Consider the following 24,661-nt stretch of genomic DNA (forward strand, 5'->3'; position numbering starts at 1 on the left):
CTTATTGCCTCTCTTTTACTGCTTATGAGGATTGGTGTGGCTGACCGTAGTGGTTTTGACCACCACGCGACGGCGAGCTGGAGCCCAGTCCAGTGCGCCAATGCGTACCAGATAGACCAGACCCGCCAGGAGCACCAAAATGAAAATTGCGGCTTCCACAAAGCCGATCCAACCGCTTTCACGGATTGAAGTCGCCCATGCGTATAAAAAGAGGGCTTCGACGTCGAAGATGACGAAAAACATCGCAACCAGATAAAATTTCGCCGACAGGCGGATATGGGTATCACCAACGGATTCAATGCCCGATTCGAATGGCGTGTCTTTGTAGCGGGCGCGCGCTCTGCCGCCAAGCAGCCATCCTCCGGTCAGCATGAAAGCACACAGGCCAAAGGCAATAACGATAAATACGATAAACGCCCAGTGCTGAGCGATGATTTCGGTGGTAGTTGACATACTCATTGCTTACTCATCAAAAGTGGCGCTGGCATCCTGCACGCGTTTCCCGCAGCAAACTGACCACATCGATTCAAGGGAAGGATAAAAACCTTTCAAATGTCGCTGTTATTAAGTAATAAGCAGCTATTTTATGGGGTTTTTTACTCCTTTCTATAACCTTTTGTCAACTTTGACAAAAGTATCCAAACATTATTTCACACCTGCATCATATTATTAACAAATGATGCCCCGCTTTCCAGCTAAATCGCTTCAGTCTGTAGGGTTAATTTTAGTGTAGCGGGTATTCACATGCATGGATCGTGCATTTAACAAACATATTTTGACAGGTATCACTGAATTTTCCCTCCCCTTTCCAGGGCTATTTTTTTGATCCAGAACACACTTTTGCCCTTTATGCGTTAATTTTCCCCACCTGAAACGGTGATTCGGAACAAAGCATTCGGTTTTTTGGTCTGGAAATTTCAATTCAGTAGATGGTGAAATTTCTTTAGTCGGGTCATAAGAAGCAGAGGAGTCAGTAAGGAGCATCGGACGGGGGTCAGGCACAAAAAAGCCTCTCGTTCTTTTCAGGGAAGGAGAGGCTTATTTATAAGCGTTTATTAAGGCAATCACGCAGGTATTGAGTACAACACGTTAGCGAAATTACTCTTCGTCATCCAGCAACAGTGAACCGTCGGGATTATTGCTCAGGTTATAAGGATCATTGGTGGACTGCATGGCATTGAAGATGGCCAGCGCCAGTTCATTATCGCTGTCTGGATTACGGCACAGCAGATATTGCGTATCCGGCAGTACCGGCAGTCCTTCAGCTGCACCCATAACACGCAGTTCCGGGCTCATCATCTCGACCGGACGTGCCGTCACGCCCAGTCCCGCTTTCACCGCAGCGCGTACTGCAGCCAGTGTGGAAGCGACATAAGAGATACGCCACGGGATGCCCGCTTCGTTGAGATGATCGATAGCCATATCACGATAAGGACTTGGCTCATCCAGCAACACCAATGGAATGGCTTCGCCACGCTGGAAGATATAATCCGCTGCGCAGTACCACAAGGTAGGTGAAGTACGCAGTACCTGATAGGTAAAATTGCCCGGGCTTGAAGTGGTCACAACCAGGTCCACTTCACCCTGATTGAGCATTTCCATCATAAACGGATTACGTTTAACCCGCACATCGATTGCCAGTTTCGGATACACCGAGGTCACCCGGTTTAGCAGGAACGGCAGAATAGTGTCAGAGGTGTCATCAGAGGCGCCAATAGTCAGCACGCCCTGAATGTTGCTGTACATCAGAGATGTGCAGGCTTCGTCGTTAAAACGAAGAATTTTTCTCGCATAGCCTAAAAGCTGGATACCGTGCTCTGTCAGAAGCTTATTACGTCCATGTCTGGCAAACAGCTCTTTACCTACCAATTGTTCCAGACGCTGCATCTGCTGACTGACTGCTGACTGGGTTCTGCAGACCGCTGCAGCAGCAGCTGCAAAGGTATTCAAATCCGCAACGGCAACGAAGGTTCTCAGCAGATCGAGGTCGAGATTCAGTATCGGACGATTTGCATTAGTCATGTTTTTTCTTCACTTATAAGATTTTTACGAACTACTACCCTGGTGTTATCACAAGCTTATCAAAGTGATAAGCAGTAATGGTGCTCAATGACAGTCCTGTGTGAAGACTGACACAAAAAAAGTTTATGTGGATCCTGCACTGTTGACTCCTCTGAAGGGTCATAGTGCTATTCAAGACAGATACAACTTCTGAACCGATGGCGCTGGGTGCGCAAATGCAGGAAGCTGCGTAGTTGTCTTATTCCCACCAGAAAGAATCGTGTGGGATAGAAAGCGCACTTTACGGGCTATCAAAGCGAAGCGGCAAAGTGCACTAAATAATAAATTATACTTAATCATTTTTGACTTCAAAATGGAAATGATTTTGTGAAAAGCGCTGTAAATTTTGTGCTAAAGGCATTTCCAGACCCTTATGCCACATTATTGATCACTTTTTAAGCCTTCAGCGTTCTGAAATTTAGTGAGGAAGTGTTAAGTACGGCTCACAATCCTGCAATAAAGGTGCCATATGAAGCTCTGCTTTTGGCACTTTTCCGGCGAACACAAGGCCTTAAACACGCCACTCTTAAGCAGCGTTAAGGCGTAATCTTCAGGCACGTTATAAAATCGTCCATAATTTGAACATTTATAAAATATCCTTTAACTATTTCTCTAAGTGTATATTTCAGGTGCAAAGAAAAGTTCCATTTCAATAACTTCCAGATAGCGTTCATGATGCTAAAGCCATATGTCGGTTCAGCAGCGCTTTGGACAAGTTAAAATCCTGCATTAATTCCAATTTATAGTTTTATTAACCAGTTTACGCGACAACAAATATTTTTTACGCTGCGCACCGGGCAAAAAGTTGTTGAACCCGCCAAAACGGGGCGGCACCCTTCTTTTGTGACTGTCAGGAGAGTACATTGTGCTGGTTGGATTTCTGTGGCAGCCAAAAGGATTCTGCCCATTAAGGCGGTAACAATGACTTTTCAAATTGATAAATCCGGAAAACTCGATAACGTCTGCTATGACATCCGTGGCCCGGTACTGAAAGAGGCTAAGCGCCTCGAAGAAGAAGGTAACAAAGTACTGAAACTGAACATCGGCAATCCGGCGCCGTTTGGTTTTGAAGCACCGGATGAGATACTGGTCGATGTTATTCGTAACCTTCCCAGCTCTCAGGGCTATTGTGACTCCAAGGGTCTCTATTCCGCCCGTAAAGCGATCATGCAGCACTACCAGGCGCGCGACATGCGCGATGTCACCGTAGAAGATATCTACATTGGCAACGGTGTTTCAGAACTCATCGTGCAGGCGATGCAGGCGTTACTGAACAGCGGCGACGAAATGCTGGTGCCGGCCCCCGACTATCCGTTATGGACGGCTGCGGTTTCCCTCTCCAGCGGTAAAGCAGTGCACTATCTGTGTGACGAATCAGCAGGCTGGTTCCCTGACCTCGATGATATCCGCAGCAAGATAACGCCTCGTACCCGCGGCATCGTGATTATCAACCCGAATAACCCCACTGGCGCGGTCTACAGCAAAGAGCTGCTGTTAGAGGTGGTTGAAATTGCGCGTCAGCATAACCTGATTATTTTCGCCGATGAGATCTACGACAAGATCCTCTATGACGATGCACAGCATCACTGCATCGCAGCGCTGGCACCCGATCTGCTGACTGTTACCTTTAATGGCCTTTCTAAAACCTATCGCGTTGCCGGTTTCCGTCAGGGCTGGATGGTACTGAACGGGCCAAAGAAACATGCTAAAGGCTATATAGAAGGACTGGAGATGCTCGCCTCGATGCGCCTGTGTGCCAACGTACCGGCGCAGCATGCGATTCAGACGGCGCTGGGCGGCTACCAGAGCATTAGCGAATTTATCATGCCGGGTGGTCGTCTCTACGAGCAGCGGCAGCGCGCCTGGGAGTTGATTAATGATATCCCAGGCGTCAGCTGTGTGAAGCCGCAGGGCGCGCTTTATATGTTCCCGAAAATCGATGCCAAAAAATTCAACATTTTCGACGATCAGAAGATGGTGCTGGATTTTCTGTTACAGGAGAAGGTGCTACTGGTTCAGGGCAGTGCCTTTAACTGGCCATGGCCCGATCACCTGCGCATTGTTACGCTGCCTCGTGTGGATGATCTTGAGATGGCGATCAATAAATTTGGCCGCTTCCTGCAAGGCTATCGTCAATAATCAGGCCCGCGTATACTGACGCTATTTGGGGAGAGCCAGAGCCTGTCTCTCCCCCGCCAGCCAACAGGAACGCTCATGACACAAAGCCACTTCTTTGCTCATCTCTCCCGTCTTAAGCTGATCAATCGCTGGCCGCTGATGCGCAATGTGCGCACCGAAAATGTCTCCGAACACAGTCTGCAGGTCGCCATGGTGGCGCATGCCCTGGCCGTGATCAAAAACCTTAAATTCAACGGGTCGCTTAATGCCGATCACATTGCCATGCTGGCGCTTTACCACGATGCCAGTGAAGTGCTCACAGGCGATTTACCGACTCCGGTAAAATATTACAACGCGCAGATCGCCCACGAATATAAGAAAATCGAGAAGATTGCTCAGCAGAAGCTGATTGAGATGCTGCCTGAAGAGTTTCAGGCGATCTATCGCCCGCTGATCGATGAGCATCTGCACAGCGAAGAGGAGCAGGCGGTTGTGAAACAGGCGGATGCGCTCTGTGCATATGTAAAATGTCTTGAGGAGTTGTCTGCCGGGAACAACGAATTTTTACTGGCCAAAGCGCGGCTGGAAAAGACCCTGGCACTTCGGCGTTCACCGGAGATGGATTACTTCGTTGAGGTGTTTATTCCGAGCTTCAGCCTGTCACTGGATGAAATCTCGCAGGATACGCCACTCTAAGCCCGGCGGTCTGGCCGCCGGGCCAGCCCTTAAGCCTGCTGACGGAAGGTAAAGCTGCCGTCAGACTCGCGGGTTATCACCAGTGACGCCAGTGAGTCGAGCTGAAGCGCTACCTCATCCAGCCGGGGTGTCTCCGCCGGCGCATTGATGGCAATCACCGCACAGCCAGCATTCAGGCCGGATAAGATTCCGGCAGGTGCATCTTCTGCAACCACGCACGATGTCGCCGCTAATCCCAGCTTCTCCGCACCAAGCAGGTAGGGATCGGGCTCCGGTTTACCTTTAGCCACCTGTTCAGCGGTAATAAACACGGCAGGCTTCGGTAAGCCTGCGGCTTTATGACGTGCATGTGCGACCGGCACTGAACCGGAAGTGACAATCGCCCAGGGAATCTGCAGTTCGTTCAGCCGGTTCAGCAACGCGTTGGCCCCTGGCAGCGCCTGCACACCGTCGGTGTCCGCCGCTTCAGCCTGCTCCAGCGCAACAAACTCCGCCTGAATAGCCTCTTCCGACTGGCCTGCCATGAAATGACGCAGAGAGGTGATCGCCTGTTTGCCATGAATGAAATCCAGAATCTCATCAGCCGCGATGCCATGACGGGCACCCCACTGGCTCCAGGCTCGTTCAACCGCTGGCAGTGAATCCACCAGCGTGCCGTCTAAATCAAATAGAAAACCTCTGTAGGTCACGCGCTACTCCTCATCAGGCATTAATCACTTGCGCAATTTCGTTTGCACTTAAATGGTACTGGCGCGGACAAGTCTGCCACAAAGCTAACATCCGTTGATACTTTTCCCACATCGGGGTCTGCGCATTAAAACCATGGGTGCCGGAATCGAAGTGGGTATAACGCCCTTCTGTATTGACCATAAAACGGACATAACCCAGCAGGCGCGCTTCCGTTGCCGCATCGAAGCCCAGAAAGGCCAGACGCCGCTCTTCAAGCTCACCTTTCTCTTTAAGGTTCGACCAGGAGACGTGGAGAGCGTGATGCATTTCCATAATATCGATCACCGTCCGGCAGATCGCTTCGCTGAGTTCGCCAAACTCTTTGTCCAGCTCCCGCATCTGCAGCGCATAACCGAGTTCGATGATGGTCTGGTAACGACGAAAACGCTCCGCATTTTCCGGCTCAAGCATGGCCATCATTTTGTACTGATTAGTGAGAATCAAACGCTGCGCATGGGTCATTTCCATCATTTACTCCCGGTCAGAGACCGCTCAGTTAATCGACAATGGAGAAATCATTGCACAGCGTTAGCGACACGGAAATCGCCGTATCACCATTCTTTGATTTGGCCGCAGGTTAGCGGTAAATATTTTACCGCCAGCCTGGGATGGGTCAGAGATCGTCGAGGAAAGTGCGGTCGAGTTGTTTGAACGCCCGCTTTAGCAGATCGGCCAGCGCCTGATAGGTCGGCTTGCCTTCTACTGGCGCTGTCGCCTGCCCCGCTTCTTCCAGCCGGGCACGAACTTCATGAAACCAGTTAAGCAGCGTCGGCGGCAGCGGCGTCACAGAACGCTTTCCCAGCCACCATAATCCCTGCATCGGCAGGGTACAGGCAAACAGCGCGGTCGCCACGGCCGGGCCTAACTGACCGCCCATCGCGATCTGCCAGGTCAGCGTAAAAATCGCCAAAGGGGGCATAAAGCGAATAGCAAAACGCGTTGCCGATGAAACACGGTTTTCCGGGAACATGGGTGCCAGGCGCTTATCAGCCGGCCAGGTCTTCATATAGTGTTGGCCGCGCTGAAACATCCGAAACCAATTGGTACTGCCAGATTCATTCGCCATGGCTCACCTCAACTAATGCTGTAAAAATTAAAAAATAGTTATAACTACACAACTTTACGTGACATCCTTCAATTATTTTTGTCTTTAAAGGTGACTCCAGCTATTCTGACGCCGTTTTACCCCCTTTCCGGAAGCGGATTGCGCTTTTGGGAAGAGGCCTGAGCCAGGTTCAGACGAGGCAATCTTCAAATTTTCGCGTAAGATTGCCGAAATTTTTTGCGGAAATGCAGAATTCTGTCTACCGCATGATGTTTGTCATTAATCTACCAGCTTTCATGGGCTACGCTGTTAGTCTGATTGCGTTTTATTTAGCCACTCTCAAAAAATAGGTACTTCCATGTCGAGTAAGTTAGTTCTGGTTCTGAACTGTGGCAGCTCTTCCCTTAAGTTTGCCATCCTCAATCCTGCCAGCGGTGAAGAATTCCTGTCTGGCCTGGCGGAATGTTTCCACCTTCCTGAAGCCCGCATCAAATGGAAGCTGGAAGGCGAAAAACAGGAAGCGCCTCTGGGTGCTGGCGCAGCGCATAGTGAAGCGCTGAACTTTATCGTTAAAACCATTCTGGCACAAAAACCTGAGCTTTCGGCACAAATTGCTGCAATCGGCCATCGTATCGTTCATGGCGGCGAGAAGCTGACTCAGTCAGTCATCATCACTGAAGAAGTGGTACAGGGCATCAAAGACGCCTCTTCTTTTGCACCGCTGCACAATCCGGCTCATCTGATCGGTATTGATGAAGCGATGAAAAACTTCCCGCACCTGTCAGATAAGAATGTCGCGGTATTTGACACCGCTTTCCATCAGACAATGCCGGAAGAGTCTTATCTCTATGCGCTGCCGTACAAATTGTATAAAGAGCATGGCGTTCGTCGCTATGGCGCGCATGGCACCAGCCACTTCTATGTGACCCACGAAGCGGCCAAAATGCTCAACAAGCCGCTTGAGTCACTGAATATTATTACCTGCCACCTCGGTAACGGCGGTTCTGTCTCTGCCATTCGCAACGGCGAGTGTGTGGACACCTCAATGGGCCTGACCCCACTGGAAGGCCTGGTGATGGGTACCCGCAGTGGCGACATCGACCCGGCAATCATCTTCTTCCTGCACGATACGCTGGGTATGGGCGTCGATGCCATCAATAAACTGCTGACCAAAGAGTCTGGCTTGTTAGGTCTGACCGAAGTCACCAGCGACTGCCGCTACGTGGAAGATAACTACACCACCAAAGAAGATGCGAAGCGCGCAATGGATGTCTTCTGTCATCGCCTGGCGAAATATATCGGCAGCTACACCGCGCTGATGGATGGTCGCCTGGACGCCGTGGTATTTACTGGCGGCATCGGTGAAAACGCCGCGATGGTTCGTGAACTCTCACTGAAAAAACTGGCGCTGCTGGGCTTTGACGTCGATCACGATCGCAACCTGGCGGCCCGTTTCGGCAAGTCTGGCTACATCAATAAAGAAGGCACCCGCCCGGCGCTGGTGATCCCGACCAACGAAGAGCTGGTCATCGCCCAGGACGCCGCGCGTCTGACTGCGTAAACACTTCTCTCCGTCAGCTCAGGCTGACGGAGTTGTTTTTGACACCCTGCCATTACTGAGAGGTTCAAACGTGTCACGTACAATTATGCTCATTCCGACCGGCACCAGCGTCGGCCTGACCAGCGTCAGCCTCGGCGTTATCCGCGCCATGGAGCGCAAAGGCGTTCGGCTCAGCGTCTTTAAGCCGATTGCTCAGCCGCGTACCGGCGGCGATACGCCGGATCAAACCACCACTATTATCCGTAAGAACTCTTCGATTCCTGCCGCTGAACCGCTGCAGATGTCACGTGTTGAATCACTGCTGGGATCGAACCAGCAGGATGTGCTGATGGAAGAGATCATCTCCCGTTACCATGCCAACACGCAGAATGCTGAAGTGGTACTGGTTGAAGGTCTGGTCCCTACCCGTAAGCATCAGTTCGCCAACGCGCTGAACTATGAAATCGCGAAAACCCTGAATGCGGAAATCGTCTTCGTGATGGCGCTGGGCAATGACTCTCCGGCCCAACTGAAAGAGCGCATTGAACTGACGCAGAGCAGCTTCGGCGGTCAGAAGAATAAAAATATCACTGGCGTGATCATCAATAAACTCAACGCGCCGGTCGATGATCAGGGGCGTACCCGCCCTGACCTGTCAGAAATTTTTGATGACTCGTCAAAAGCCAGCATCGCCAATATCGATCCTAAGCAGTTGTTCTCAGACAGCCCGCTGCCGGTGCTGGGCTGCGTGCCGTGGAGCTTTGATCTGATCGCCACCCGCGCAATCGATATGTGCCGCCACCTGGATGCGCGCATCATCAACGAAGGTGAGATTCAGACCCGCCGGGTTAAATCGGTCACCTTCTGCGCCCGTAGTATCCCGCACATGCTGGAGCATTTCCGTCCAGGCTCACTGCTGGTGACTTCCGCAGACCGCCCGGATGTACTGGTCGCCGCCTGTCTGGCCGCCATGAACGGCATTGAGATTGGCGCTATCCTGCTGACCGGTAACTACGAGATTGACGATCGCATCGCGCGCCTCTGTGACCGTGCCTTCCAGACCGGCCTGCCGGTGTTCATGGTGAAAACCAATACCTGGCAGACCTCTCTGAGCCTGCAGAGCTTTAATCTTGAAGTGCCCGCTGACGATACGCAGCGCATCGAGAAAGTGCAGGAATATGTTGCCAGCTACATTAATGCTGACTGGATTGAGTCACTGACCGCCACGTCAGAGCGCAGCCGTCGCCTGTCGCCACCGGCCTTCCGCTATCAGCTGACTGAGCTGGCGCGCAAAGCGGGCAAACGCGTCGTGCTGCCAGAGGGTGACGAGCCGCGTACGGTTAAAGCGGCCGCTATCTGTGCTGAACGCGGTATCGCCACCTGCGTACTGTTAGGCAACCCGGATGAGATTCAGCGTGTTGCTGCGGCTCAGGGTGTCGAACTGGGCAAAGGGGTTGAGATTGTTGATCCGGAACAGGTGCGTGAAAACTACGTGCCGCGTCTGGTTGAGCTGCGTAAGAGCAAAGGGATGACCGAAGTGGTCGCCCAGGAACAACTGGAAGATAACGTGGTGCTGGGCACCATGATGCTGGAAAGTGGCGAAGTGGATGGCCTGGTTTCAGGTGCGGTTCACACCACCGCCAACACCATTCGTCCGCCTCTGCAGCTGATCAAAACTGCGCCTAACAGCTCACTGGTTTCATCGGTGTTCTTTATGCTGCTGCCGGAGCAGGTGCTGGTTTACGGTGACTGCGCGATTAACCCGGATCCCACCGCTGAGCAGCTGGCTGAGATCGCAATTCAGTCAGCCGACTCTGCTAAAGCCTTTGGTATCGATCCACGTGTTGCGATGATCTCCTACTCTACCGGCACGTCAGGTGCAGGCAGCGACGTTGAAAAAGTGCGTGAAGCAACGCGTATCGCGCAGGAAAAACGTCCTGATCTGGTCATTGATGGTCCGCTGCAGTATGACGCCGCGATCATGGAAGATGTGGCGAAGTCGAAAGCGCCAGATTCACAGGTTGCCGGTCGCGCCACCGTCTTTATCTTCCCGGATCTGAACACCGGTAACACCACGTATAAAGCGGTACAGCGTTCAGCCGATCTGATCTCAATCGGGCCGATGCTGCAGGGTATGCGTAAGCCGGTTAACGACCTGTCGCGCGGTGCGCTGGTTGATGACATCGTCTATACCATCGCCTTAACCGCCATTCAGTCTCAGCAGGCTGAACAAGGCTAAGCGTCAGGTAAGAACGAAAAAGGCATGCCCCAGGGCATGCCTTTTTTTCGCCGGTAACAGAGCCGGAAGCTTTAATGCGGATCGCTGAGACGCGTTAAAGCGCCCGTTTTCAGGCCCGGTTATCGCCGTTGCGGCTCATCCACAGAGAGAGCGCTTTCAGAGAATCGTCAGTGAACTCATCACAACGTGCGGTGATCTCATCGGGCGTCATCCAGATAATCTCATCGACTTCCGATTCCTGCATGGCGAACGGCCCATGTGACACACAACTGAACAGTCCGCCCCAGACGCGACAGTGCTGATCTTCGAAGTAGAATTTGCCATGCTCAGCAAACGGCACCGCGGCAATTCCTAACTCCTCTTCCGCTTCACGTCGCGCAGACTCCAGCATATCTTCACCGCTCTGCACCACGCCGCCTGCGGTTGCGTCCAGTTTGCCCGGCATAAAATCTTTTATCTCAGTGCGACGCTGCACCAGAATCTTGCCCATACCGTCATGAACCACAATATAGGTAGCGCGGTGACGCAGGCACTCAGCGCGCATCTGCGCACGTGTTGCCTGAGCAACAACTTCATTCTCTTCGTTTACGATATCGACCCACTCGATGCCGTCACCCGCAGTTTGATCCACCATCCGTAACCCTTTCCTGTTTGGCGTACACTTGGGTACGCAGTTTGCCACGTCTTTATTTTTATGTGGCGTAAGGTAATCACTTCCGGCAGCCTGAGCAAGCCCTGGCTGTTACCGATTTTTACCACTTTCTGCTAACCACAGCTGTACTGAGGCTCGCTGCCACTGAAACTCAGCATAATCCCGCAGACGCGCGGGCAAAGGATCGCCATGCAATACCAGCCGGTTAAGCATCACCGCCAGATCGGTATCCGCAATTGACCACTCGCCAAACAGGTTCTGTTGCCCGTCCGGCAGCAGGCGATCGACGGCCATAACCAGTTTATCCACCGCCTGCTGCGCTGATGCGGTCAGCGGCGCAAAGCGCTCACCGGCAAACAGCACTTCTGTGGGACGCTCCTGACGTATCCACAGGAAGTCACTGCGCAGCCAGGCCTGGATCTCTCTGGCGCGGGCACGCTTCTCGCGGTCGCGGGGATAGAGGCGCTCAAATTCGGGCGCCGGAAAGCGCTCTTCAAGATATTCGGTAATCGCCGAGGATTCGCTTAACAGGAACGCATCAATCTGCAGGGTCGGGACCCGGCAGGTCAGCGACAGCTCGCGGTAAGCCGCGGCGTATTGCTGATTCTGCGACAAATCGACGCGCTTCAGCTGGAAAGGGATCCCTTTTTCGGTAAGAGCAACATAGGCCGACATGGCGTAAGGACTGAAAAATGATGAATCTGACCACAGGGTGATGGACGGATAATTCATCGGTTACCTCAATTGGCTGTCAGGGTTGCATCATGTTTACCGATTTTTATTTGGGAAGGCAACGCTGAGCTGATCCGATCTCTGCCTCCGGAATAAGAAAGCGCGACGCGACTCACGATAGAGTGGCTCGACTCTTCTATGCTGAAAGGTGCAAATAACAAAAACATCAAGGGAGCCGCAACATGCACATTCTTATTACCGGTGGCACGGGACTGATTGGCCGTCACCTGATTCCGCGCCTGCAACAGCTGGGGCATCAGATCAGTGTGGTGACGCGTGACGTGGTCAGCGCGCGTGAAAAACTGGGCGAAGAGGTCGCGCTCTGGTCAGGGCTGGCGCAACAGTCGAACCTGGATACGATCGATGCGGTCATTAATCTGGCGGGAGAACCTATTGCCGACAAACGCTGGACGGAGCCGCATAAACAGCAGCTGTGTGAAAGCCGCTGGCAGATAACCGAGCAGATTGTCTCACTGATCAACGCCAGCGCCACGCCACCGTCCGTGTTGATCTCAGGTTCGGCAACCGGCTTTTATGGCAACACCGGCGATCTGGTGCTGACTGAAGAGGATCAGGGTCAGGATGAGTTTACTCATCAGCTCTGCGCCCGCTGGGAGCAGCTGGCGCTCGCGGCTGAAAGCGAACGCACCCGCGTCTGCCTGCTGCGAACCGGCGTGGTGCTGGCGTCTGAGGGCGGCGCACTCAGCAAAATGAAGCTGCCCTTTAAACTCGGCATCGGCGGGCCGATTGGCAGTGGTAAACAGTACATGCCGTGGATTCACATTGATGACATGCTAAACGCCATTATCTGGCTGCTGGAGCATGACGATCTGCGGGGTCCGTTCAATATGGTCGCTCCCTACGCGGTGCGTAACGAGCAGTTTGCCGCTACCCTGGGCCAGGTTATGCATCGTCCGGCCTTTATGCGCACGCCTGCCAGCGCCATTAAACTGATGATGGGCGAATCGTCGGTGCTGGTGCTGGGAGGACAGCATGTGCTGCCAAAACGGCTGGAAGCCTCAGGCTTTGGTTTCCGCTGGTACGATTTGCAGGAAGCGCTGCAGGATGTCGCAGGATAAACATACGGCGGCCCTGGGCCGCCGTATGTTTCGTTAGTTACGCTGCTCTGCTACACGCGACTTCACTACCTTCTCTTCACGCGTATGCCCCGGTTGTGGCACACGAATAATAAAGGTCAGCACGCCAGCGAACACGTATAGCCCGGTATAGGCCCATACCACACCGACAATGTCGAAGAACGGCAGCATGACTGAGGCGATAGCCGGTGCCACAAAGTTACTGAGTCCTGCGGAGAGGTTGTAAATAGAGACCGCAGCGCCTTTATGATGCGGTTCCAGCGTGGGAAATACAGCGGTCATCGGTACAAACGCGGCGACAAAAATGCCCAGCATTACCGCAGGGATTAATGCGACCCAGAAGTTATGACCCGCATACAGCGGCAGATAATAAAAGGTCAGGCTGGAGATGGCCATCCCCAGGCAACCAAACCAGCGCACCTGACGGATCCAGCCCAGCTTCTCTCCCGTGAGGCCCCAGAAGATATTCGTAAATATAGTGACAAAGAAGAACACCGCCCAGATTTGTAGCCATTCAGAGATGGTAAAGCCGAGACGATCGACAAACAGCAGTGGCATGATAATGGCGAAACCAAACAGCGACAGCGTGTTGATGATGCGAATCAGGCAGGCATAAAACACATTCTGATTGGTGAACAGGATGGTCACGGCACGCGCCATCTCTGTCATCTTGTCACGCATCGGCAAATTCACACGAGAGCGATCCACCGGTACCTTGCGCAGGCTGAAGTATGCGAGGATCCCACCACAAGCCACCCAGATAATAGCCAGCCATAGCGTTCCGGTTTCCCCCAGCATCGGGATGGTGAGACTTGGCAGATAACTGCCAATCACCCCGATGCCGACAGAATACATCGCCCAGAACCAGCCGGTCGCCGCCGCCAGTTTTTCGCGCGGTAAGACCTGCACCAGCATCATCATGAAAGAGTAGATAAACAGCGGATAAGCCAGCCCGCGAATGCCGTAGAACAGCACCATCAGCGGATAGTTGCGCAGGCCAAGCCCCAGCGACATAAACAGCGTATGCATCACGATCCATAACACAAAGCCAATCATCATCGCGCGCTGCGGTGTGATCAACTCGGCTACCACGCCAGATGCCCAGGCCGCCAGGGCTGCCGCTAAGCCATAGAAGGTGAATACGACTGCAGACTGCGCGGGCGTAAAGCCCATATCGGTGATATGGCGCGACAGAAACGCCATTTCAAAGCCATCACCCGCCATAAAGATTGCGATAGCGAGGAAGCCCCAGAACATCTTTTTCGGTAAGCCAAACCAGTATTCGTTCGATTGCATCACAATTACCTTCTGTCTGGTTAGTCGTTATGCAGGCAGCAAACTGCGCACCTGTTGTTGCTGGACGTAGAGTTCCCGGAACAGACATAGCCGCTTTTGCAGCACGGCACCGCGCGTCTCGTCCGGTTGGTAGCGCGCCTGCACAGCCGGCTTCAGACACACCTCATGCTCAAGGCCGCCATCAGCCAGCCACGCTAAACGTGCCGCACCCAGCGCGCCAGATGCGCTGGCGGGATGGGTAACAATGGGCAGTTGCAGCACATCGGCAATCAATTGAGCCCACAATGTGCTACGTGCGCCACCACCGGTCAGGCTGCACTGCTGAATGTGATGCCTGGCATCGCCGAGCACACTCAACCCATCAGCCAGCCCAAATGCCACGCCTTCAACCACCGCATAGCCCAGCAAGGCGCGCGGGGTTTCATGGCGCAGATTGAAGAAAGAACCGGATGCGTCAGGATCGTTATGTGGTGTGCGTTCACCAGACAGATAGGGCAGGAAAACCGGGGCGCTACGCACTTGCTCATCACTGAGCTGGACCATCTCCTCCATCAGCTGGCTTTCACTGACCGACAGCAGATTGCACAACCAGCGCAGACAACTGGCGGCGCTAAGCATCACACTCATCTGGTGCCAGCGGCCCGGTAACGCATGGCAAAAGGCGTGCACCCCGCATTGAGGGTCAGCCCGTAAGCGGTCGTTTACGACAAAAATCACACCGGAGGTACCCAATGAGATAAACGCATCACCGGGATTCACCGCCCCCACACCGACTGCCGATGCGGCATTGTCACCGCCGCCTCCCGCGACAGTAACCGCAGTAGATAAACCCCACTCGCTCGCCAGCGTCGGCTGCAGGCGTCCACTTATGGCACTGCCTTCTACCAGTTCAGGCATTTGGGCACGCTTCAGTCCGGTGATGGCCAGCAGTTCTTCCGACCAGTCACGCCGGGAGACATCGAGCCACAGCGTTCCGGCAGCATCCGAAGGCTCACTGACAAAGCGCCCGGTAAGACGCCAGCGCAGGTAATCTTTCGGCAGCAGGACCTTATCGATACGGCTGAAAATTTCTGGCTCATTTTCCGCGACCCAGTGCAGTTTCGGCAAAGTGAAGCCGGGCATAATCATATTGCCGCTAATTTCCATTATCCGGGGATTGCTCTTCCGTAGCCTTTCACACTGCGGTGCACTGCGCGTGTCGTTCCAGAGGATACACGGACGCAGCACCTTCCCTCCGGCATCCAGCAACACGGCCCCGTGCATCTGTCCCGATAATCCAATAGCGCGAATCGCGGCCCATGCCAGAGGAAACTGATGACGTAATCCCGCCAGAACCTCGCTGCAGGCTTGCCACCAGCATTCAGGATCCTGTTCAGCCCAGTGGGGATGGGGACGCTGCACGCTCAGCGTGGCGTGCTGAGCCGCCACAATCTCACCGTGCGTATTAATGATCAGCGCTTTAAGCTCTGAGGTACCAATATCAATGCCGAGATACATAATTACACCGCCGCCAGTTCAGGCTGTTTCAGCCACTGCTGCAAACTCGCAACACGGCGGGTGACTAACTCATGAAACGCCTTATCAGATGCCAGTTCCGCAAACAGCGCGCTATCACTCAGGTACGCATGGAGCGGATCGGCGCTGGCGAACTGCTTACGTAGCGTATCGACCTGTAGCGCACCGTCCTGATAGCAATAGGGTAAATTGTCATCGGCCCATCGCTGCATAAACAGGAAGAACAGTGCCGGAATCACCGCCGTTGCGGTGGGCTGCGCACCGCGCTGGTAGCACTGTTGCAGGGTTGGCGTCACCATGCCGGGAATTTTGGATAAACCATCGGCACCGACGCGCTGATTGGTATCTTTAATGTAAGGATTACTGAAGCGGGCCAGCACCACGTCACGATAATCCGCTAAATCAAGCGGGCTGGGAGACAGAGAAGGAATGACATCCTGGGTCACATAGTCGTGAGCCAGTTGATAAATCGCCGGATGGCTGGTGCTCTCATCGATATAGTTCAGACCAATCAGTGTGCCCGCCCAGGCAATCGCAGCATGTGTCGCATTGAGGATGCGAATTTTCGCCTCTTCCCACGGCAGTACCGATTCCACCAGTTCAACACCGACCTTTTCCAGCGCCGGGCGCCCGGCAATAAAATCATCCTCAATGACCCACTGAATAAAAGATTCGGCCATTACTGCTGCGCCATCCTGTTTGCCGGTCGCCGCCTGCACGCGTTCTGCCACCTCCGGAGTAGGACGGGGTGTAATGCGATCAACCATGGTATTCGGTGAACGGGTTTGCGTGCGCACCCAGTCGGCCAGCGCGGTATCGCCTTTGGCCGTAAGAAACGCCAGGAAGGCGTCACGGAAACGCTCACCATTGTGCCGCAGATTGTCGCAGTTCAGCAGCGTAACCGGCGGACCGCCTTGCGCAACACGCTGTGTCAGAATATGGCTGAGTGCACCGTAAAGGGTGCGGATATCGCCACCCAGATCGGCCTTCACATCTGCCTGATTGAGATCCAGGGTAAACGCGGGCGTCAGGTAGTAACCCGCTTCGGTCACGGTAAAGCTAATCACACGCGTTTCCGCACTGGCCCCCTGCTCGATCAACGCACTGATATCACTGTCCCAGGGCAAAATTTTGCGCAGCGAAGTGATGGTTTCGTAGTCGCGCTTACCTTCAGGCGTCACGGTTTCCAGCACATATTCTCCCTGCTGCGCCGCGAGCTGATTGAGCAGCGGCACTGCGTCATTACGGATATTGCCGAGCGCGATGCTCCAGCTTTCATCACCCTGCTCACGCAGTTTATGCAGATACCACGCCTGATGTGCACGATGAAAAGATCCCGCGCCGATGTGCATCCACACTGATTGGTTGTTCATAATCGCCTCATTTAAACATTTGCCACACCTAAGGGCATTTGCCCGATGACCTGTAGCATAGTGCCTATTACGAAGATCCTTCTGCGAGCTGAGTCACAAATAATATTTTTGCTCTCATTCCGGGCTTTTGCTCAGTTAGTGCTTTTCGACCCGCACGGCGTTAAGATGTCCCCTCAAATTCGACGGAACATCGTGATGAGCAGAGAAGAAAAAAAGCAGGAGCTGGCCGCACGTGCTGCATGGATGTATTACGTCGCAGGCGTGACACAGCAGGAGATTGCGCAGGCATTGGGTTTGTCACGACAGGTAGCGCAGCGGCTGGTATCCAGTGCACGTGAAATGGGCATGGTGAACGTAAAAATTGATCATCCCGTCACACACTGTCTGCAGCTGGCGCGTGAGGTACAGGCGAAGTTTGGTCTGGATTTGTGCCGCGTTGTGCCATCGGCCAGTCTGAATGATGAGGCTATTCAACAAATGCTGGCAGTTGAAGGCTCGGCGGTGATGACACAATTCATCAATGAGGAAACGCCTCAGGTGTTCGGTATTGGTTCCGGTAAAACCCTGCGCTCAATGATTGATGCGCTACCCTGGGTTGATCGCCCGCAGCATCATTGCGTTTCCATGATTGGTGCCATCGCGCGGGATGATTCCGGTACTCGCTATGACGTACCGTTGAAGATGGCCGAAAAGATGCAAGGTAAGTATTTCTTTATCCCAGCGCCCTTATACGCCGACACCCCAGAGGATAAAGCGATGTGGGTTCAGCATAAGGTTTACCAGCGCGTCATTGATCGCGCATTACAGGCGGACGTGGCTTTTGTGGGTATTGGCGAAGTGATGCCGGGCTGTCCTTTGAATGCCGAGGGATTCATCACAGATGCGCAGGTCGAGGCGCTAAATGGGCGCGGCGTGGTGGGCGAAATGCTCGGTCACTTTTTCAATCAGCAGGGTGAGCGGGTATGGGGCGAAACGGATGAGCTACTGACCAGCGTGCGACTGGAAAGCCGGACTCAGCGTAAAATTATTGGCTTTGCGGGTAGCGAGCGCAAGTATCCAGCAATCCGTGCCGCATTACAGGGCGGCTGGGTATCGGGACTGGTGACCGATGAGGATACGGCGCTGAAGCTACTGCAAAAGTGATATCTCAGCATGGATGCAGAGTGCGAGGGCAGAACGCAGAGATGACGCAAAATCTCAAACGCGGCTCGCACTTATTCTGCGCAGGGCACGTTACGCCGGTGCCCTGATTCCCTCACCTTAACTAACATCTAACCGTTACTTCAGCGATCCCTTGAGGAACTGCTGTAAACGTGGGCTTTTCGGGCTGCCGAACAGTTCCGCAGGCGGCCCCTGCTCTTCGATTTTACCCTGATGCAGGAAAATGACATGACTGGAGACGTGACGGGCAAACTCCATCTCGTGGGTCACGACCACCATGGTTTTGCCCTCCTCCGCCAGCTTCTGCATGATGCGCAGTACTTCCCCGACCAGCTCCGGATCAAGCGCCGAAGTGGGTTCGTCAAACAGCAACACCTCTGGCTCCATCGCCAGCGCGCGCGCAATCGACACACGCTGCTGCTGACCGCCGGAGAGGTGAACCGGATATTTTGCCTGTGCCCGCGCATCAATTCCGACTTTATCGAGGTATTTGATGGCACGCTCACGCGCCGCCGCTTTACTCAGCCCCAGCACCTGAATCGGCGCTTCCATCACGTTTTCCAGCACGGTCATGTGACTCCACAGATTAAAGTGCTGGAACACCATGGTCAGGCTGGTACGTAACGCGCGCAGCTGCTCTTTGTCAGCCACTTTGAGCTGACCATCTTTGTCACGGACTAAGGTGATTTGTTGGTTATTCACCATGATGCTGCCTTCACTCGGTTTTTCGAGGAAGTTGATGCAGCGTAAAAAGGTACTTTTCCCTGAGCCGGACGATCCAATGATACTGATCACATCGCCCGCTTTAGCAGTTAACGAGACCCCTTTCAGCACTTCATGTTCACCGTAACGCTTATGCAATTCGGTGACGCTTAATTTATTGTCAGCCATAGTTCTACTCAATGCGATGAAGAGGGTTTCACGTGGGCCAGCCAGCGACGTTCCGCCAGGCGGAACAGGCTGATCAACACGTAAGAGATAATCAGGTACAACACAGCCGCCAGACCAAAGGCGGTAAACGGCTGATAGGTCGCCGAGTTAATATCCCGCGCGATTTTCAGCAGATCCGGCACGGTGGCGGTGAAGGCCAGCGCCGTGGAGTGCAGCATCAGAATCACTTCGTTGCTGTAGGCCGGCAGTGCCGTACGCAGCGCCGATGGCAGGATAATGCAGCGATAGAGTTTAAAAGTAGAGAAGCCGTATGCCCGTGCCGCCTCAATTTCACCGTGTGGCACCGAGCGAATCGCACCGGCAAAAATTTCCGTGGTGTAGGCGCAGGTGTTGAGGGTGAAGGCGAGCAGCGTACAGTTCAGACCACTGCGGAAAAAGGCATTCAGCAGTTCAGTGCCTTTCACAATCTCCAGCGTGTACATGCCGGAGTAGAACACCAGCAGCTGCACATAGAGCGGCGTGCCGCGAAAGACGTAGGTGAAGAGCCAGACCGGAAAGCTGATAAACCGGTTAGGGGAAACCCGCGCTATCGCCAGCAGGATTGCCAGACATCCGCCAATGGTGACCGAGAGGATCAGCAGCCACAGGGTGATAGCTACACCGGTAAAACGATAACCGTCAGTCCAGAGCAGCGATTTCCAGTATTCCTGAATAATATCAATCATAACTCGCCCTCTTTACACCTACCGTATAGCGCCGGTTGAGCCACCACAGCACACCGTTTGACAGCGTGGTAAATACCAGATAAATCACACCGGCCACAATGGCGAAGTAGAACGGCTGCCAGGTACTTTTTCCTGCCAGCTGCGTCGCCTTCACCACATCTTCCAGCCCCAGCAGCGAGACCAGCGCGGTGGCTTTCAGAATCACCTGCCAGTTGTTGCCGATGCCTGGCAGCGCGTAGCGCATCATGGCCGGAAACAGAATGCGGCGGAACACCTGCGCGCCGGTAAAGCCAAACGCGGTTGCTGCTTCAATCTGCCCCTGAGGCACGGCCATAAAGGCGCCGCGGAACGTTTCGGTGAAGTAGGCACCATAGATAAAGCCGAGCGTGATGATACCGGCGACCATCGGGTCGATATCAAACTGCGCCATGCCCAGCGCATCGGTTATCTGGTTGAGGACAATCTGCAGACCGTAGAAGATCAGCAGCATCAGTACAAGGTCTGGCACGCCACGAATCAGCGTGGTGTAGCCTTCAAAAATCATCGCCAGTGGCCGGCTGCGCGACAGTTTCGCGCCTGCGCCAATCAGGCCCAGCAGCACTGCCAGCACGACGGAAGTGAGCGCCAGCTCCAGCGTCACCAGCGTGCCCCGAAGAATTACATCAGAATAGCCATACAGCATCGAGAGGGTCCTGTCGTGGGGTGAAAACGAAACGCTGCCCGCAAGCGAGACGGGCAGTTTAGCTTTACCTCTCTGTTGCAGATGCCATCCGCCATTAGCGGAAAAGAACCCGATTCTGCACCTGGCAGAACCGGCTCAGACCCGGCAAAACGGATACAGAGGGTAAAGCGACAGGATGGTTAGTCGCCGTACACGTTGAAATCGAAGTATTTCTTCGCAATCTTGTCGTAGGTGCCATCTTTACGCATGTCAGCAAAGGCTTTGTCGATGGCGGCTTTCAGTTCGCTGTCATCTTTACGCAGTCCCATGCCGGTACCGACGCCAAAAATCTTGTCATCTTTCACGGCCGGACCGGCGAAGGCGTAATTTTTACCGACCGGCTGCTTCAGGAACCCTTCGCTGGCCTGCACTTCATCCTGGAAGGCAGCATCAATACGACCGGCATTCAGATCCTGATAGACCAGATCCTGGTTTGCATAAGGTGTGACGTTCACCCCTTTTGGCCGCCAGTTCTGATTGGCGTAAGTTTCCTGGGTGGTGCCCTGCAGCAGACCGATGTTTTTGCCTTTCAGGGACTCAATGGTCGGCTCAATTTTCGATCCCTTCGGCGCGACTAAACGCGCGTTAGCGGCGTAGAGTTTTTCCGAGAAGGCGATCTCTTCCTGACGTTTCGCTGTGATGGAAAGTGAGGAGATGATGGCATCAATTTTCTTCGCTTTCAGCGAAGGGATCAGCGCATCAAAGTCGCTCTCAACATAGGTACATTGGGTATGAATACGTTTACAGATTTCGTTAGCGAGGTCGATATCGAAGCCCACTAACTTGCCTTGCGCGTTTTTCGACTCAAACGGTGGGTAAGTTGGATCTGTGCCGATACGGATTGAACCCGGAACCGCCGCGAAGACGCTGGCAGCACTGGATAAGCCCAGCATCAGGGAAAGAGCCAGAACACGCTTTTTCATAGATTACCCTCAAGTGAAGTGCTTTTTGTTATGTGGTTCGTGATGTGTTTGCGCAAAGTAATTTGCATGTTTCATGCCAGTTCTGCAAGTTAACCACGCTGTTAGCGTGATGTCAGACAGGCGAAAACGCTGTGTTTGTGAGGGGAATATAGCAGTGAAGTAAAAGAGAAAAAGCGACGTTGTTAACTTTTGGTGCGTCAAATGCACGAAGAGTGATCCGAGGCGCGCTTATGCACTAAATAAGTGCGCCAGCGGAACTTTATGCACCCTGCCAGCGCGTGAAGAGATCTTCCGATAATTCGATATCAAACTGGTCGATAACCCGGTTAACGGTCTGATCGATCAGCTGATCGATCGTTTCAGGCCGATGATAAAATGCCGGCACGGGTGGCATGATAATGGCACCCAGCTCTGCGGCGGTGGTCATCATTCGCAGATGCCCAACATGCAGCGGGGTTTCGCGCACGCACAGCACCAGCTTACGCTGCTCTTTTAACACCACGTCAGCCGCACGGGTCAGCAACGAGTCACTGTAACTGTGGACGATGCCAGAGAGCGTTTTCATTGAGCAGGGTAAAATCGCCATGCCCAGCGTTTTAAACGATCCAGATGAGATATTTGCTGCAATATCGCGCACGTCATGCACCACATCGGCCAGCGCCTGCACGTCACGCAGCGAATAATCGCTCTCCAGTCCCAGCGTCTGACGCGCCGCCTGACTCATGACCAGATGCGTTTCTACTTCTTCCACCTGCTGCAACACCTGCAGCATGCGCACGCCATAGATCACCCCGCTTGCGCCAGAGATGCCAATGATGAGTCGTTTCATATTCCAACCTTATGTCAGCCAATGGGCCATCATACGCGGCCTGCGGGTTTCTGAAAACAAACAGGGCGGGATTGCTCCCGCCCTGTTTTATGCTGCCCGCCTGCTGAAGGTATCAGCCTTCGTTATGCAGCTCGAGGTTTTCGACTTCGTTCTGCCGCTGAAGCGCTTTGGCATCATCATTACGCAGCGACTCAAGATACTCCAGATATTGCTGATCGACATCTTTCGTCACGTAAATGCCGTTGAACACCGAGCACTCAAATTGTGCAATGTCCGGATTCTCTTCGCGAACCGCTTCGATCAGATCGTCCAGATCCTGGAAGATCAGCGCATCGGCTTTAATCAGCTGGCGAATCTCTTCCACTTCACGGCCATGCGCAATCAGTTCCGTGGCGCTGGGCATATCGATACCGTAGACGTTCGGGAAACGAATTTCCGGCGCCGCTGATGCCAGATAAACCCTTTTTGCGCCCGCTTCACGCGCCATCTCAATGATCTGCTCTGAGGTGGTACCGCGAACAATAGAGTCATCCACCAGCAGCACATTTTTATCACGGAATTCGGCGCGGTTAGCGTTGAGCTTGCGGCGCACCGCGCTGCGGCGTAACTGCTGGCCCGGCATGATAAAAGTACGGCCAACGTACCGGTTCTTCACGAAACCCTGGCGATAGGGTTTGTCGAGAATACGTGCAATTTCCAGCGCGATATCGGTGGAGGTTTCAGGAATCGGAATCACGACGTCGATATCGAGATCTTCCCACTCGCGCGCAATTTTCTCACCCAGTTTGGTACCCATACGGACACGGGCGCTGTAGACCGAGATTTTGTCGAGGAAGGAGTCGGGACGCGCAAAATAGACATACTCGAACAGGCACGGATTGCTTTTCGGATTTTCAGCGCACTGACGGGTAGACAGCTGGCCCGCTTCAGTCACATAGACCGCTTCACCCGGTGCAACGTCACGGATGAACTCAAAGCCCAGCGTATCCAGCGCCACGCTCTCGGAGGCGACCATATATTCGGTGCGGCCATCAGCGATAACGCGCTTGCCCAGCACCAGCGGACGGATACCGTTAGGATCACGGAAGGCGACCATACCGTGGCCGATAATCATCGACACCACCGCATAGGCACCGCGCACCTGCTGATGCACGGCAGCAACCGCAGCAAAGATGTTGTCGGCTGTCAGCGGATCGTTTTGAAAACGATCTAACTCCTGCGCAAAGATGTTCAGCAGGATTTCAGAATCTGAGGTGGTATTAACGTGACGGCGGCCCTTTTCAAACAGGTGCTTACGCAGCACGTGGGCGTTGGTCAGGTTACCGTTGTGCGCCAGGGTGATGCCATACGGGGAGTTTACATAGAATGGCTGCGCTTCAGAGGCACTGGAGCTTCCCGCGGTTGGATAACGCGCGTGACCGATCCCCATATTGCCCTGCAGACGCTGCATGTGGCGTGCTTCGAAAACGTCGCTGACCAGGCCGTTTGCCTTTCGCAGGCGAAAACATTTCAGCGCATCGATAGTACAAATGCCTGCGGCATCCTGCCCGCGGTGCTGGAGCACCGTTAACGCGTCATAGATCGACTGGTTGACCGGCATGAAACCGGTGATACCGACAATACCGCACATGTTGTCATTTCCTCATTAAGCCGCACTCCCGGTCACATCACCGGGGTAAAAAACTCGACGTGCTTTTCAGGTAATCAAAAAACCACCTGATTATATAACTGAACTCGGGAATGAGTTGAGACTGTTGCCAGTCCGGACTTTTGGAAAACCCAGTGAATGTATCGAGGAAGAACAGCAAAGCGGCTACGATCAGCACACCACGCAATGCCCCGAAACAGACGCCCAACACCCGGTCGGTTCCCGACAGGCCGGTTTTTTCCACCAGCGTGCCGATAACGTAGTTCACAATGGCCCCCACAATCAGGGTTGCCACAAACAGCACACCGATGGCGATACCGTTACGAACCAGTTCGTCGTCAAAACCTGTAAACCAGACTGCAAGGTAGGCGTAGTAATGACTGGCGACAAAAAACGCGCATCCCCAGGTAACAAGAGATAAGGCTTCCCGGACAAACCCACGGACCAGGCTGACCAGAGCCGAAAAACCAACTACCGCAATAATGACGTAATCAATCCAGATCATGAACTCTTCCAGCGCCAGTGCAATTGCACCCCTGCATCCAGTTCGGGGCGCATTCTAACAGAAAAAGAAAACGTTTGCGTAGCGGTTTTCTTTTTCTGCATCCATAAAAAAGGCGATGAAAAAAAACGCTATCGCCCGGGTGATTCTCAGCCGGACAGGCCGTTG

At 53.6% G+C, this 24,661-nt stretch carries 23 protein-coding genes; 6 read left to right on the forward strand and 17 right to left on the reverse strand.

The window, feature by feature from the left end; translation table 11 throughout:
- Positions 1 to 15: 15 nt before the first annotated feature.
- Both HFD87_RS11645 and lrhA read right to left on the reverse strand, forming a co-directional pair.
- Positions 16 to 459, reverse strand: a complete 444-nt coding sequence (locus tag HFD87_RS11645; protein ID WP_010258058.1) for an NADH-quinone oxidoreductase subunit A — start codon at positions 457 to 459, stop codon at positions 16 to 18.
- 639 nt (positions 460 to 1,098) lie between these two features.
- Positions 1,099 to 2,022, reverse strand: coding sequence for a transcriptional regulator LrhA (gene lrhA, locus HFD87_RS11650; RefSeq protein WP_010258055.1), 924 nt, complete (start codon positions 2,020 to 2,022; stop codon positions 1,099 to 1,101).
- A 960-nt stretch (positions 2,023 to 2,982) separates the two neighbouring features.
- Between lrhA and HFD87_RS11655 the strand changes: the two genes are divergently transcribed.
- Together HFD87_RS11655 and yfbR are read left to right on the forward strand one after the other, a co-directional pair.
- Positions 2,983 to 4,200: a pyridoxal phosphate-dependent aminotransferase gene (locus HFD87_RS11655; protein WP_010258051.1), complete on the forward strand. Its 1,218-nt coding sequence runs from the start codon at positions 2,983 to 2,985 to the stop codon at positions 4,198 to 4,200.
- Positions 4,201 to 4,275: 75 nt separating this feature from the next.
- Positions 4,276 to 4,875 carry a 5'-deoxynucleotidase gene (yfbR, locus tag HFD87_RS11660; RefSeq protein ID WP_010258048.1) on the forward strand — a complete coding sequence of 200 codons (600 nt, stop codon included), beginning with the start codon at positions 4,276 to 4,278 and terminating at the stop codon, positions 4,873 to 4,875.
- 29 nt (positions 4,876 to 4,904) lie between these two features.
- Here the strand turns inward: yfbR and HFD87_RS11665 are convergent, their stop codons facing one another.
- The 3 genes from HFD87_RS11665 to yfbV all read right to left on the reverse strand — a co-directional run bounded on the left by HFD87_RS11665 (position 4,905) and on the right by yfbV (position 6,670).
- Complete coding sequence (locus HFD87_RS11665) at positions 4,905 to 5,564, reverse strand: sugar phosphatase (protein WP_010258046.1); 660 nt, start codon at positions 5,562 to 5,564, stop codon at positions 4,905 to 4,907.
- A gap of 13 nt (positions 5,565 to 5,577) precedes the next feature.
- Positions 5,578 to 6,072: a YfbU family protein gene (locus HFD87_RS11670; protein ID WP_167423537.1), complete on the reverse strand. Its 495-nt coding sequence runs from the start codon at positions 6,070 to 6,072 to the stop codon at positions 5,578 to 5,580.
- A 145-nt stretch (positions 6,073 to 6,217) separates the two neighbouring features.
- The gene (gene yfbV / locus HFD87_RS11675) at positions 6,218 to 6,670 is read right to left on the reverse strand and encodes a terminus macrodomain insulation protein YfbV (protein WP_010258042.1); all 453 of its coding nucleotides are present in this window, start codon (positions 6,668 to 6,670) and stop codon (positions 6,218 to 6,220) included.
- A 337-nt stretch (positions 6,671 to 7,007) separates the two neighbouring features.
- Here yfbV and ackA point away from each other — a divergent pair, with 337 nt between their 5' ends.
- Together ackA and pta are read left to right on the forward strand one after the other, a co-directional pair.
- A complete protein-coding gene (gene ackA / locus HFD87_RS11680; protein WP_167423466.1) occupies positions 7,008 to 8,210 on the forward strand; it encodes an acetate kinase in 1,203 nt (400 codons plus the stop codon).
- Positions 8,211 to 8,295: 85 nt separating this feature from the next.
- Positions 8,296 to 10,428: a phosphate acetyltransferase gene (gene pta / locus HFD87_RS11685; RefSeq protein WP_031292718.1), complete on the forward strand. Its 2,133-nt coding sequence runs from the start codon at positions 8,296 to 8,298 to the stop codon at positions 10,426 to 10,428.
- 109 nt (positions 10,429 to 10,537) lie between these two features.
- Here pta and yfcD read toward each other — a convergent pair whose 3' ends face one another.
- Both yfcD and yfcF read right to left on the reverse strand, forming a co-directional pair.
- Positions 10,538 to 11,062 carry an NUDIX hydrolase YfcD gene (gene yfcD, locus HFD87_RS11690; protein WP_010258035.1) on the reverse strand — a complete coding sequence of 175 codons (525 nt, stop codon included), beginning with the start codon at positions 11,060 to 11,062 and terminating at the stop codon, positions 10,538 to 10,540.
- A 108-nt stretch (positions 11,063 to 11,170) separates the two neighbouring features.
- Entirely contained in the window at positions 11,171 to 11,812 is a 642-nt protein-coding gene (gene yfcF, locus HFD87_RS11695) for a glutathione transferase (RefSeq protein WP_010258032.1), read from the reverse strand.
- Positions 11,813 to 11,994: 182 nt separating this feature from the next.
- On the opposite strand from yfcF, the gene HFD87_RS11700 reads away from it, so the two are divergent.
- Positions 11,995 to 12,891: a TIGR01777 family oxidoreductase gene (locus HFD87_RS11700; RefSeq protein ID WP_061901250.1), complete on the forward strand. Its 897-nt coding sequence runs from the start codon at positions 11,995 to 11,997 to the stop codon at positions 12,889 to 12,891.
- A 33-nt stretch (positions 12,892 to 12,924) separates the two neighbouring features.
- On the opposite strand, the gene HFD87_RS11705 is transcribed toward HFD87_RS11700, so the two are convergent.
- From HFD87_RS11705 to dalD, 3 genes are read right to left on the reverse strand one after another with little or no spacing between them, the layout of a single operon-like run.
- The gene (locus HFD87_RS11705; protein WP_010258025.1) at positions 12,925 to 14,205 is read right to left on the reverse strand and encodes an MFS transporter; all 1,281 of its coding nucleotides are present in this window, start codon (positions 14,203 to 14,205) and stop codon (positions 12,925 to 12,927) included.
- Positions 14,206 to 14,232: 27 nt separating this feature from the next.
- Positions 14,233 to 15,702 (reverse strand): xylulokinase, encoded by a 1,470-nt coding sequence (gene xylB / locus HFD87_RS11710; RefSeq protein ID WP_010671450.1) that lies wholly within the window; start codon positions 15,700 to 15,702, stop codon positions 14,233 to 14,235.
- Between the two features lie 2 nt (positions 15,703 to 15,704).
- Positions 15,705 to 17,093, reverse strand: coding sequence for a D-arabinitol 4-dehydrogenase (gene dalD, locus HFD87_RS11715; protein WP_010671449.1), 1,389 nt, complete (start codon positions 17,091 to 17,093; stop codon positions 15,705 to 15,707).
- 195 nt (positions 17,094 to 17,288) lie between these two features.
- Here dalD and HFD87_RS11720 point away from each other — a divergent pair, with 195 nt between their 5' ends.
- The gene (locus tag HFD87_RS11720) at positions 17,289 to 18,236 is read left to right on the forward strand and encodes a sugar-binding transcriptional regulator (protein ID WP_060680642.1); all 948 of its coding nucleotides are present in this window, start codon (positions 17,289 to 17,291) and stop codon (positions 18,234 to 18,236) included.
- Between the two features lie 135 nt (positions 18,237 to 18,371).
- Here the strand turns inward: HFD87_RS11720 and hisP are convergent, their stop codons facing one another.
- The 7 genes from hisP to cvpA form a co-directional block, all read right to left on the reverse strand.
- Positions 18,372 to 19,145 (reverse strand): histidine ABC transporter ATP-binding protein HisP, encoded by a 774-nt coding sequence (hisP, locus tag HFD87_RS11725; RefSeq protein ID WP_010258014.1) that lies wholly within the window; start codon positions 19,143 to 19,145, stop codon positions 18,372 to 18,374.
- An 8-nt stretch (positions 19,146 to 19,153) separates the two neighbouring features.
- The gene (locus tag HFD87_RS11730; protein WP_010258010.1) at positions 19,154 to 19,870 is read right to left on the reverse strand and encodes an ABC transporter permease; all 717 of its coding nucleotides are present in this window, start codon (positions 19,868 to 19,870) and stop codon (positions 19,154 to 19,156) included.
- Positions 19,863 to 20,552 carry a histidine ABC transporter permease HisQ gene (locus HFD87_RS11735; protein WP_010258006.1) on the reverse strand — a complete coding sequence of 230 codons (690 nt, stop codon included), beginning with the start codon at positions 20,550 to 20,552 and terminating at the stop codon, positions 19,863 to 19,865. The genes HFD87_RS11730 and HFD87_RS11735 overlap by 8 nt, the downstream gene beginning before the upstream one ends.
- 179 nt (positions 20,553 to 20,731) lie before the next feature.
- Positions 20,732 to 21,514 carry a lysine/arginine/ornithine ABC transporter substrate-binding protein ArgT gene (argT, locus tag HFD87_RS11740; protein WP_010258004.1) on the reverse strand — a complete coding sequence of 261 codons (783 nt, stop codon included), beginning with the start codon at positions 21,512 to 21,514 and terminating at the stop codon, positions 20,732 to 20,734.
- 259 nt (positions 21,515 to 21,773) lie between these two features.
- Positions 21,774 to 22,343 (reverse strand): UbiX family flavin prenyltransferase, encoded by a 570-nt coding sequence (locus HFD87_RS11745; RefSeq protein WP_010258003.1) that lies wholly within the window; start codon positions 22,341 to 22,343, stop codon positions 21,774 to 21,776.
- A 112-nt stretch (positions 22,344 to 22,455) separates the two neighbouring features.
- Positions 22,456 to 23,973: an amidophosphoribosyltransferase gene (purF, locus tag HFD87_RS11750; RefSeq protein ID WP_010258001.1), complete on the reverse strand. Its 1,518-nt coding sequence runs from the start codon at positions 23,971 to 23,973 to the stop codon at positions 22,456 to 22,458.
- Positions 23,974 to 24,010: 37 nt separating this feature from the next.
- A complete protein-coding gene (gene cvpA / locus HFD87_RS11755) occupies positions 24,011 to 24,496 on the reverse strand; it encodes a colicin V production protein (RefSeq protein ID WP_003854265.1) in 486 nt (161 codons plus the stop codon).
- Positions 24,497 to 24,661: the final 165 nt, after the last annotated feature.

Source organism: Pantoea sp. EKM21T (genome assembly GCF_011800405.1).
GTDB classification, from domain to species: Bacteria; Pseudomonadota; Gammaproteobacteria; order Enterobacterales; family Enterobacteriaceae; genus Pantoea; species Pantoea agglomerans.

Bases quoted from the DNA above. Each gene is read 5' to 3' on its own strand.
- HFD87_RS11745 (WP_010258003.1), bottom strand. From the start codon at position 22,343: ATGAAACGACTCATCATTGGCATCTCTGGCGCAAGCGGGGTGATCTAT.
- yfbV (WP_010258042.1), bottom strand. From the start codon at position 6,670: ATGGCGAATGAATCTGGCAGTACCAATTGGTTTCGGATGTTTCAGCGC.
- HFD87_RS11670 (WP_167423537.1), bottom strand. From the start codon at position 6,072: ATGGAAATGACCCATGCGCAGCGTTTGATTCTCACTAATCAGTACAAA.
- dalD (WP_010671449.1), bottom strand. From the start codon at position 17,093: ATGAACAACCAATCAGTGTGGATGCACATCGGCGCGGGATCTTTTCAT.
- HFD87_RS11705 (WP_010258025.1), bottom strand. From the start codon at position 14,205: ATGCAATCGAACGAATACTGGTTTGGCTTACCGAAAAAGATGTTCTGG.
- purF (WP_010258001.1), bottom strand. From the start codon at position 23,973: ATGTGCGGTATTGTCGGTATCACCGGTTTCATGCCGGTCAACCAGTCG.
- HFD87_RS11655 (WP_010258051.1), top strand. From the start codon at position 2,983: ATGACTTTTCAAATTGATAAATCCGGAAAACTCGATAACGTCTGCTAT.
- HFD87_RS11735 (WP_010258006.1), bottom strand. From the start codon at position 20,552: ATGCTGTATGGCTATTCTGATGTAATTCTTCGGGGCACGCTGGTGACG.
- yfbR (WP_010258048.1), top strand. From the start codon at position 4,276: ATGACACAAAGCCACTTCTTTGCTCATCTCTCCCGTCTTAAGCTGATC.
- ackA (WP_167423466.1), top strand. From the start codon at position 7,008: ATGTCGAGTAAGTTAGTTCTGGTTCTGAACTGTGGCAGCTCTTCCCTT.
- argT (WP_010258004.1), bottom strand. From the start codon at position 21,514: ATGAAAAAGCGTGTTCTGGCTCTTTCCCTGATGCTGGGCTTATCCAGT.
- xylB (WP_010671450.1), bottom strand. From the start codon at position 15,702: ATGTATCTCGGCATTGATATTGGTACCTCAGAGCTTAAAGCGCTGATC.
- hisP (WP_010258014.1), bottom strand. From the start codon at position 19,145: ATGGCTGACAATAAATTAAGCGTCACCGAATTGCATAAGCGTTACGGT.
- HFD87_RS11720 (WP_060680642.1), top strand. From the start codon at position 17,289: ATGAGCAGAGAAGAAAAAAAGCAGGAGCTGGCCGCACGTGCTGCATGG.
- pta (WP_031292718.1), top strand. From the start codon at position 8,296: ATGCTCATTCCGACCGGCACCAGCGTCGGCCTGACCAGCGTCAGCCTC.
- cvpA (WP_003854265.1), bottom strand. From the start codon at position 24,496: ATGATCTGGATTGATTACGTCATTATTGCGGTAGTTGGTTTTTCGGCT.
- yfcD (WP_010258035.1), bottom strand. From the start codon at position 11,062: ATGGTGGATCAAACTGCGGGTGACGGCATCGAGTGGGTCGATATCGTA.
- HFD87_RS11730 (WP_010258010.1), bottom strand. From the start codon at position 19,870: ATGATTGATATTATTCAGGAATACTGGAAATCGCTGCTCTGGACTGAC.
- HFD87_RS11700 (WP_061901250.1), top strand. From the start codon at position 11,995: ATGCACATTCTTATTACCGGTGGCACGGGACTGATTGGCCGTCACCTG.
- yfcF (WP_010258032.1), bottom strand. From the start codon at position 11,812: ATGAATTATCCGTCCATCACCCTGTGGTCAGATTCATCATTTTTCAGT.
- lrhA (WP_010258055.1), bottom strand. From the start codon at position 2,022: ATGACTAATGCAAATCGTCCGATACTGAATCTCGACCTCGATCTGCTG.
- HFD87_RS11645 (WP_010258058.1), bottom strand. From the start codon at position 459: ATGAGTATGTCAACTACCACCGAAATCATCGCTCAGCACTGGGCGTTT.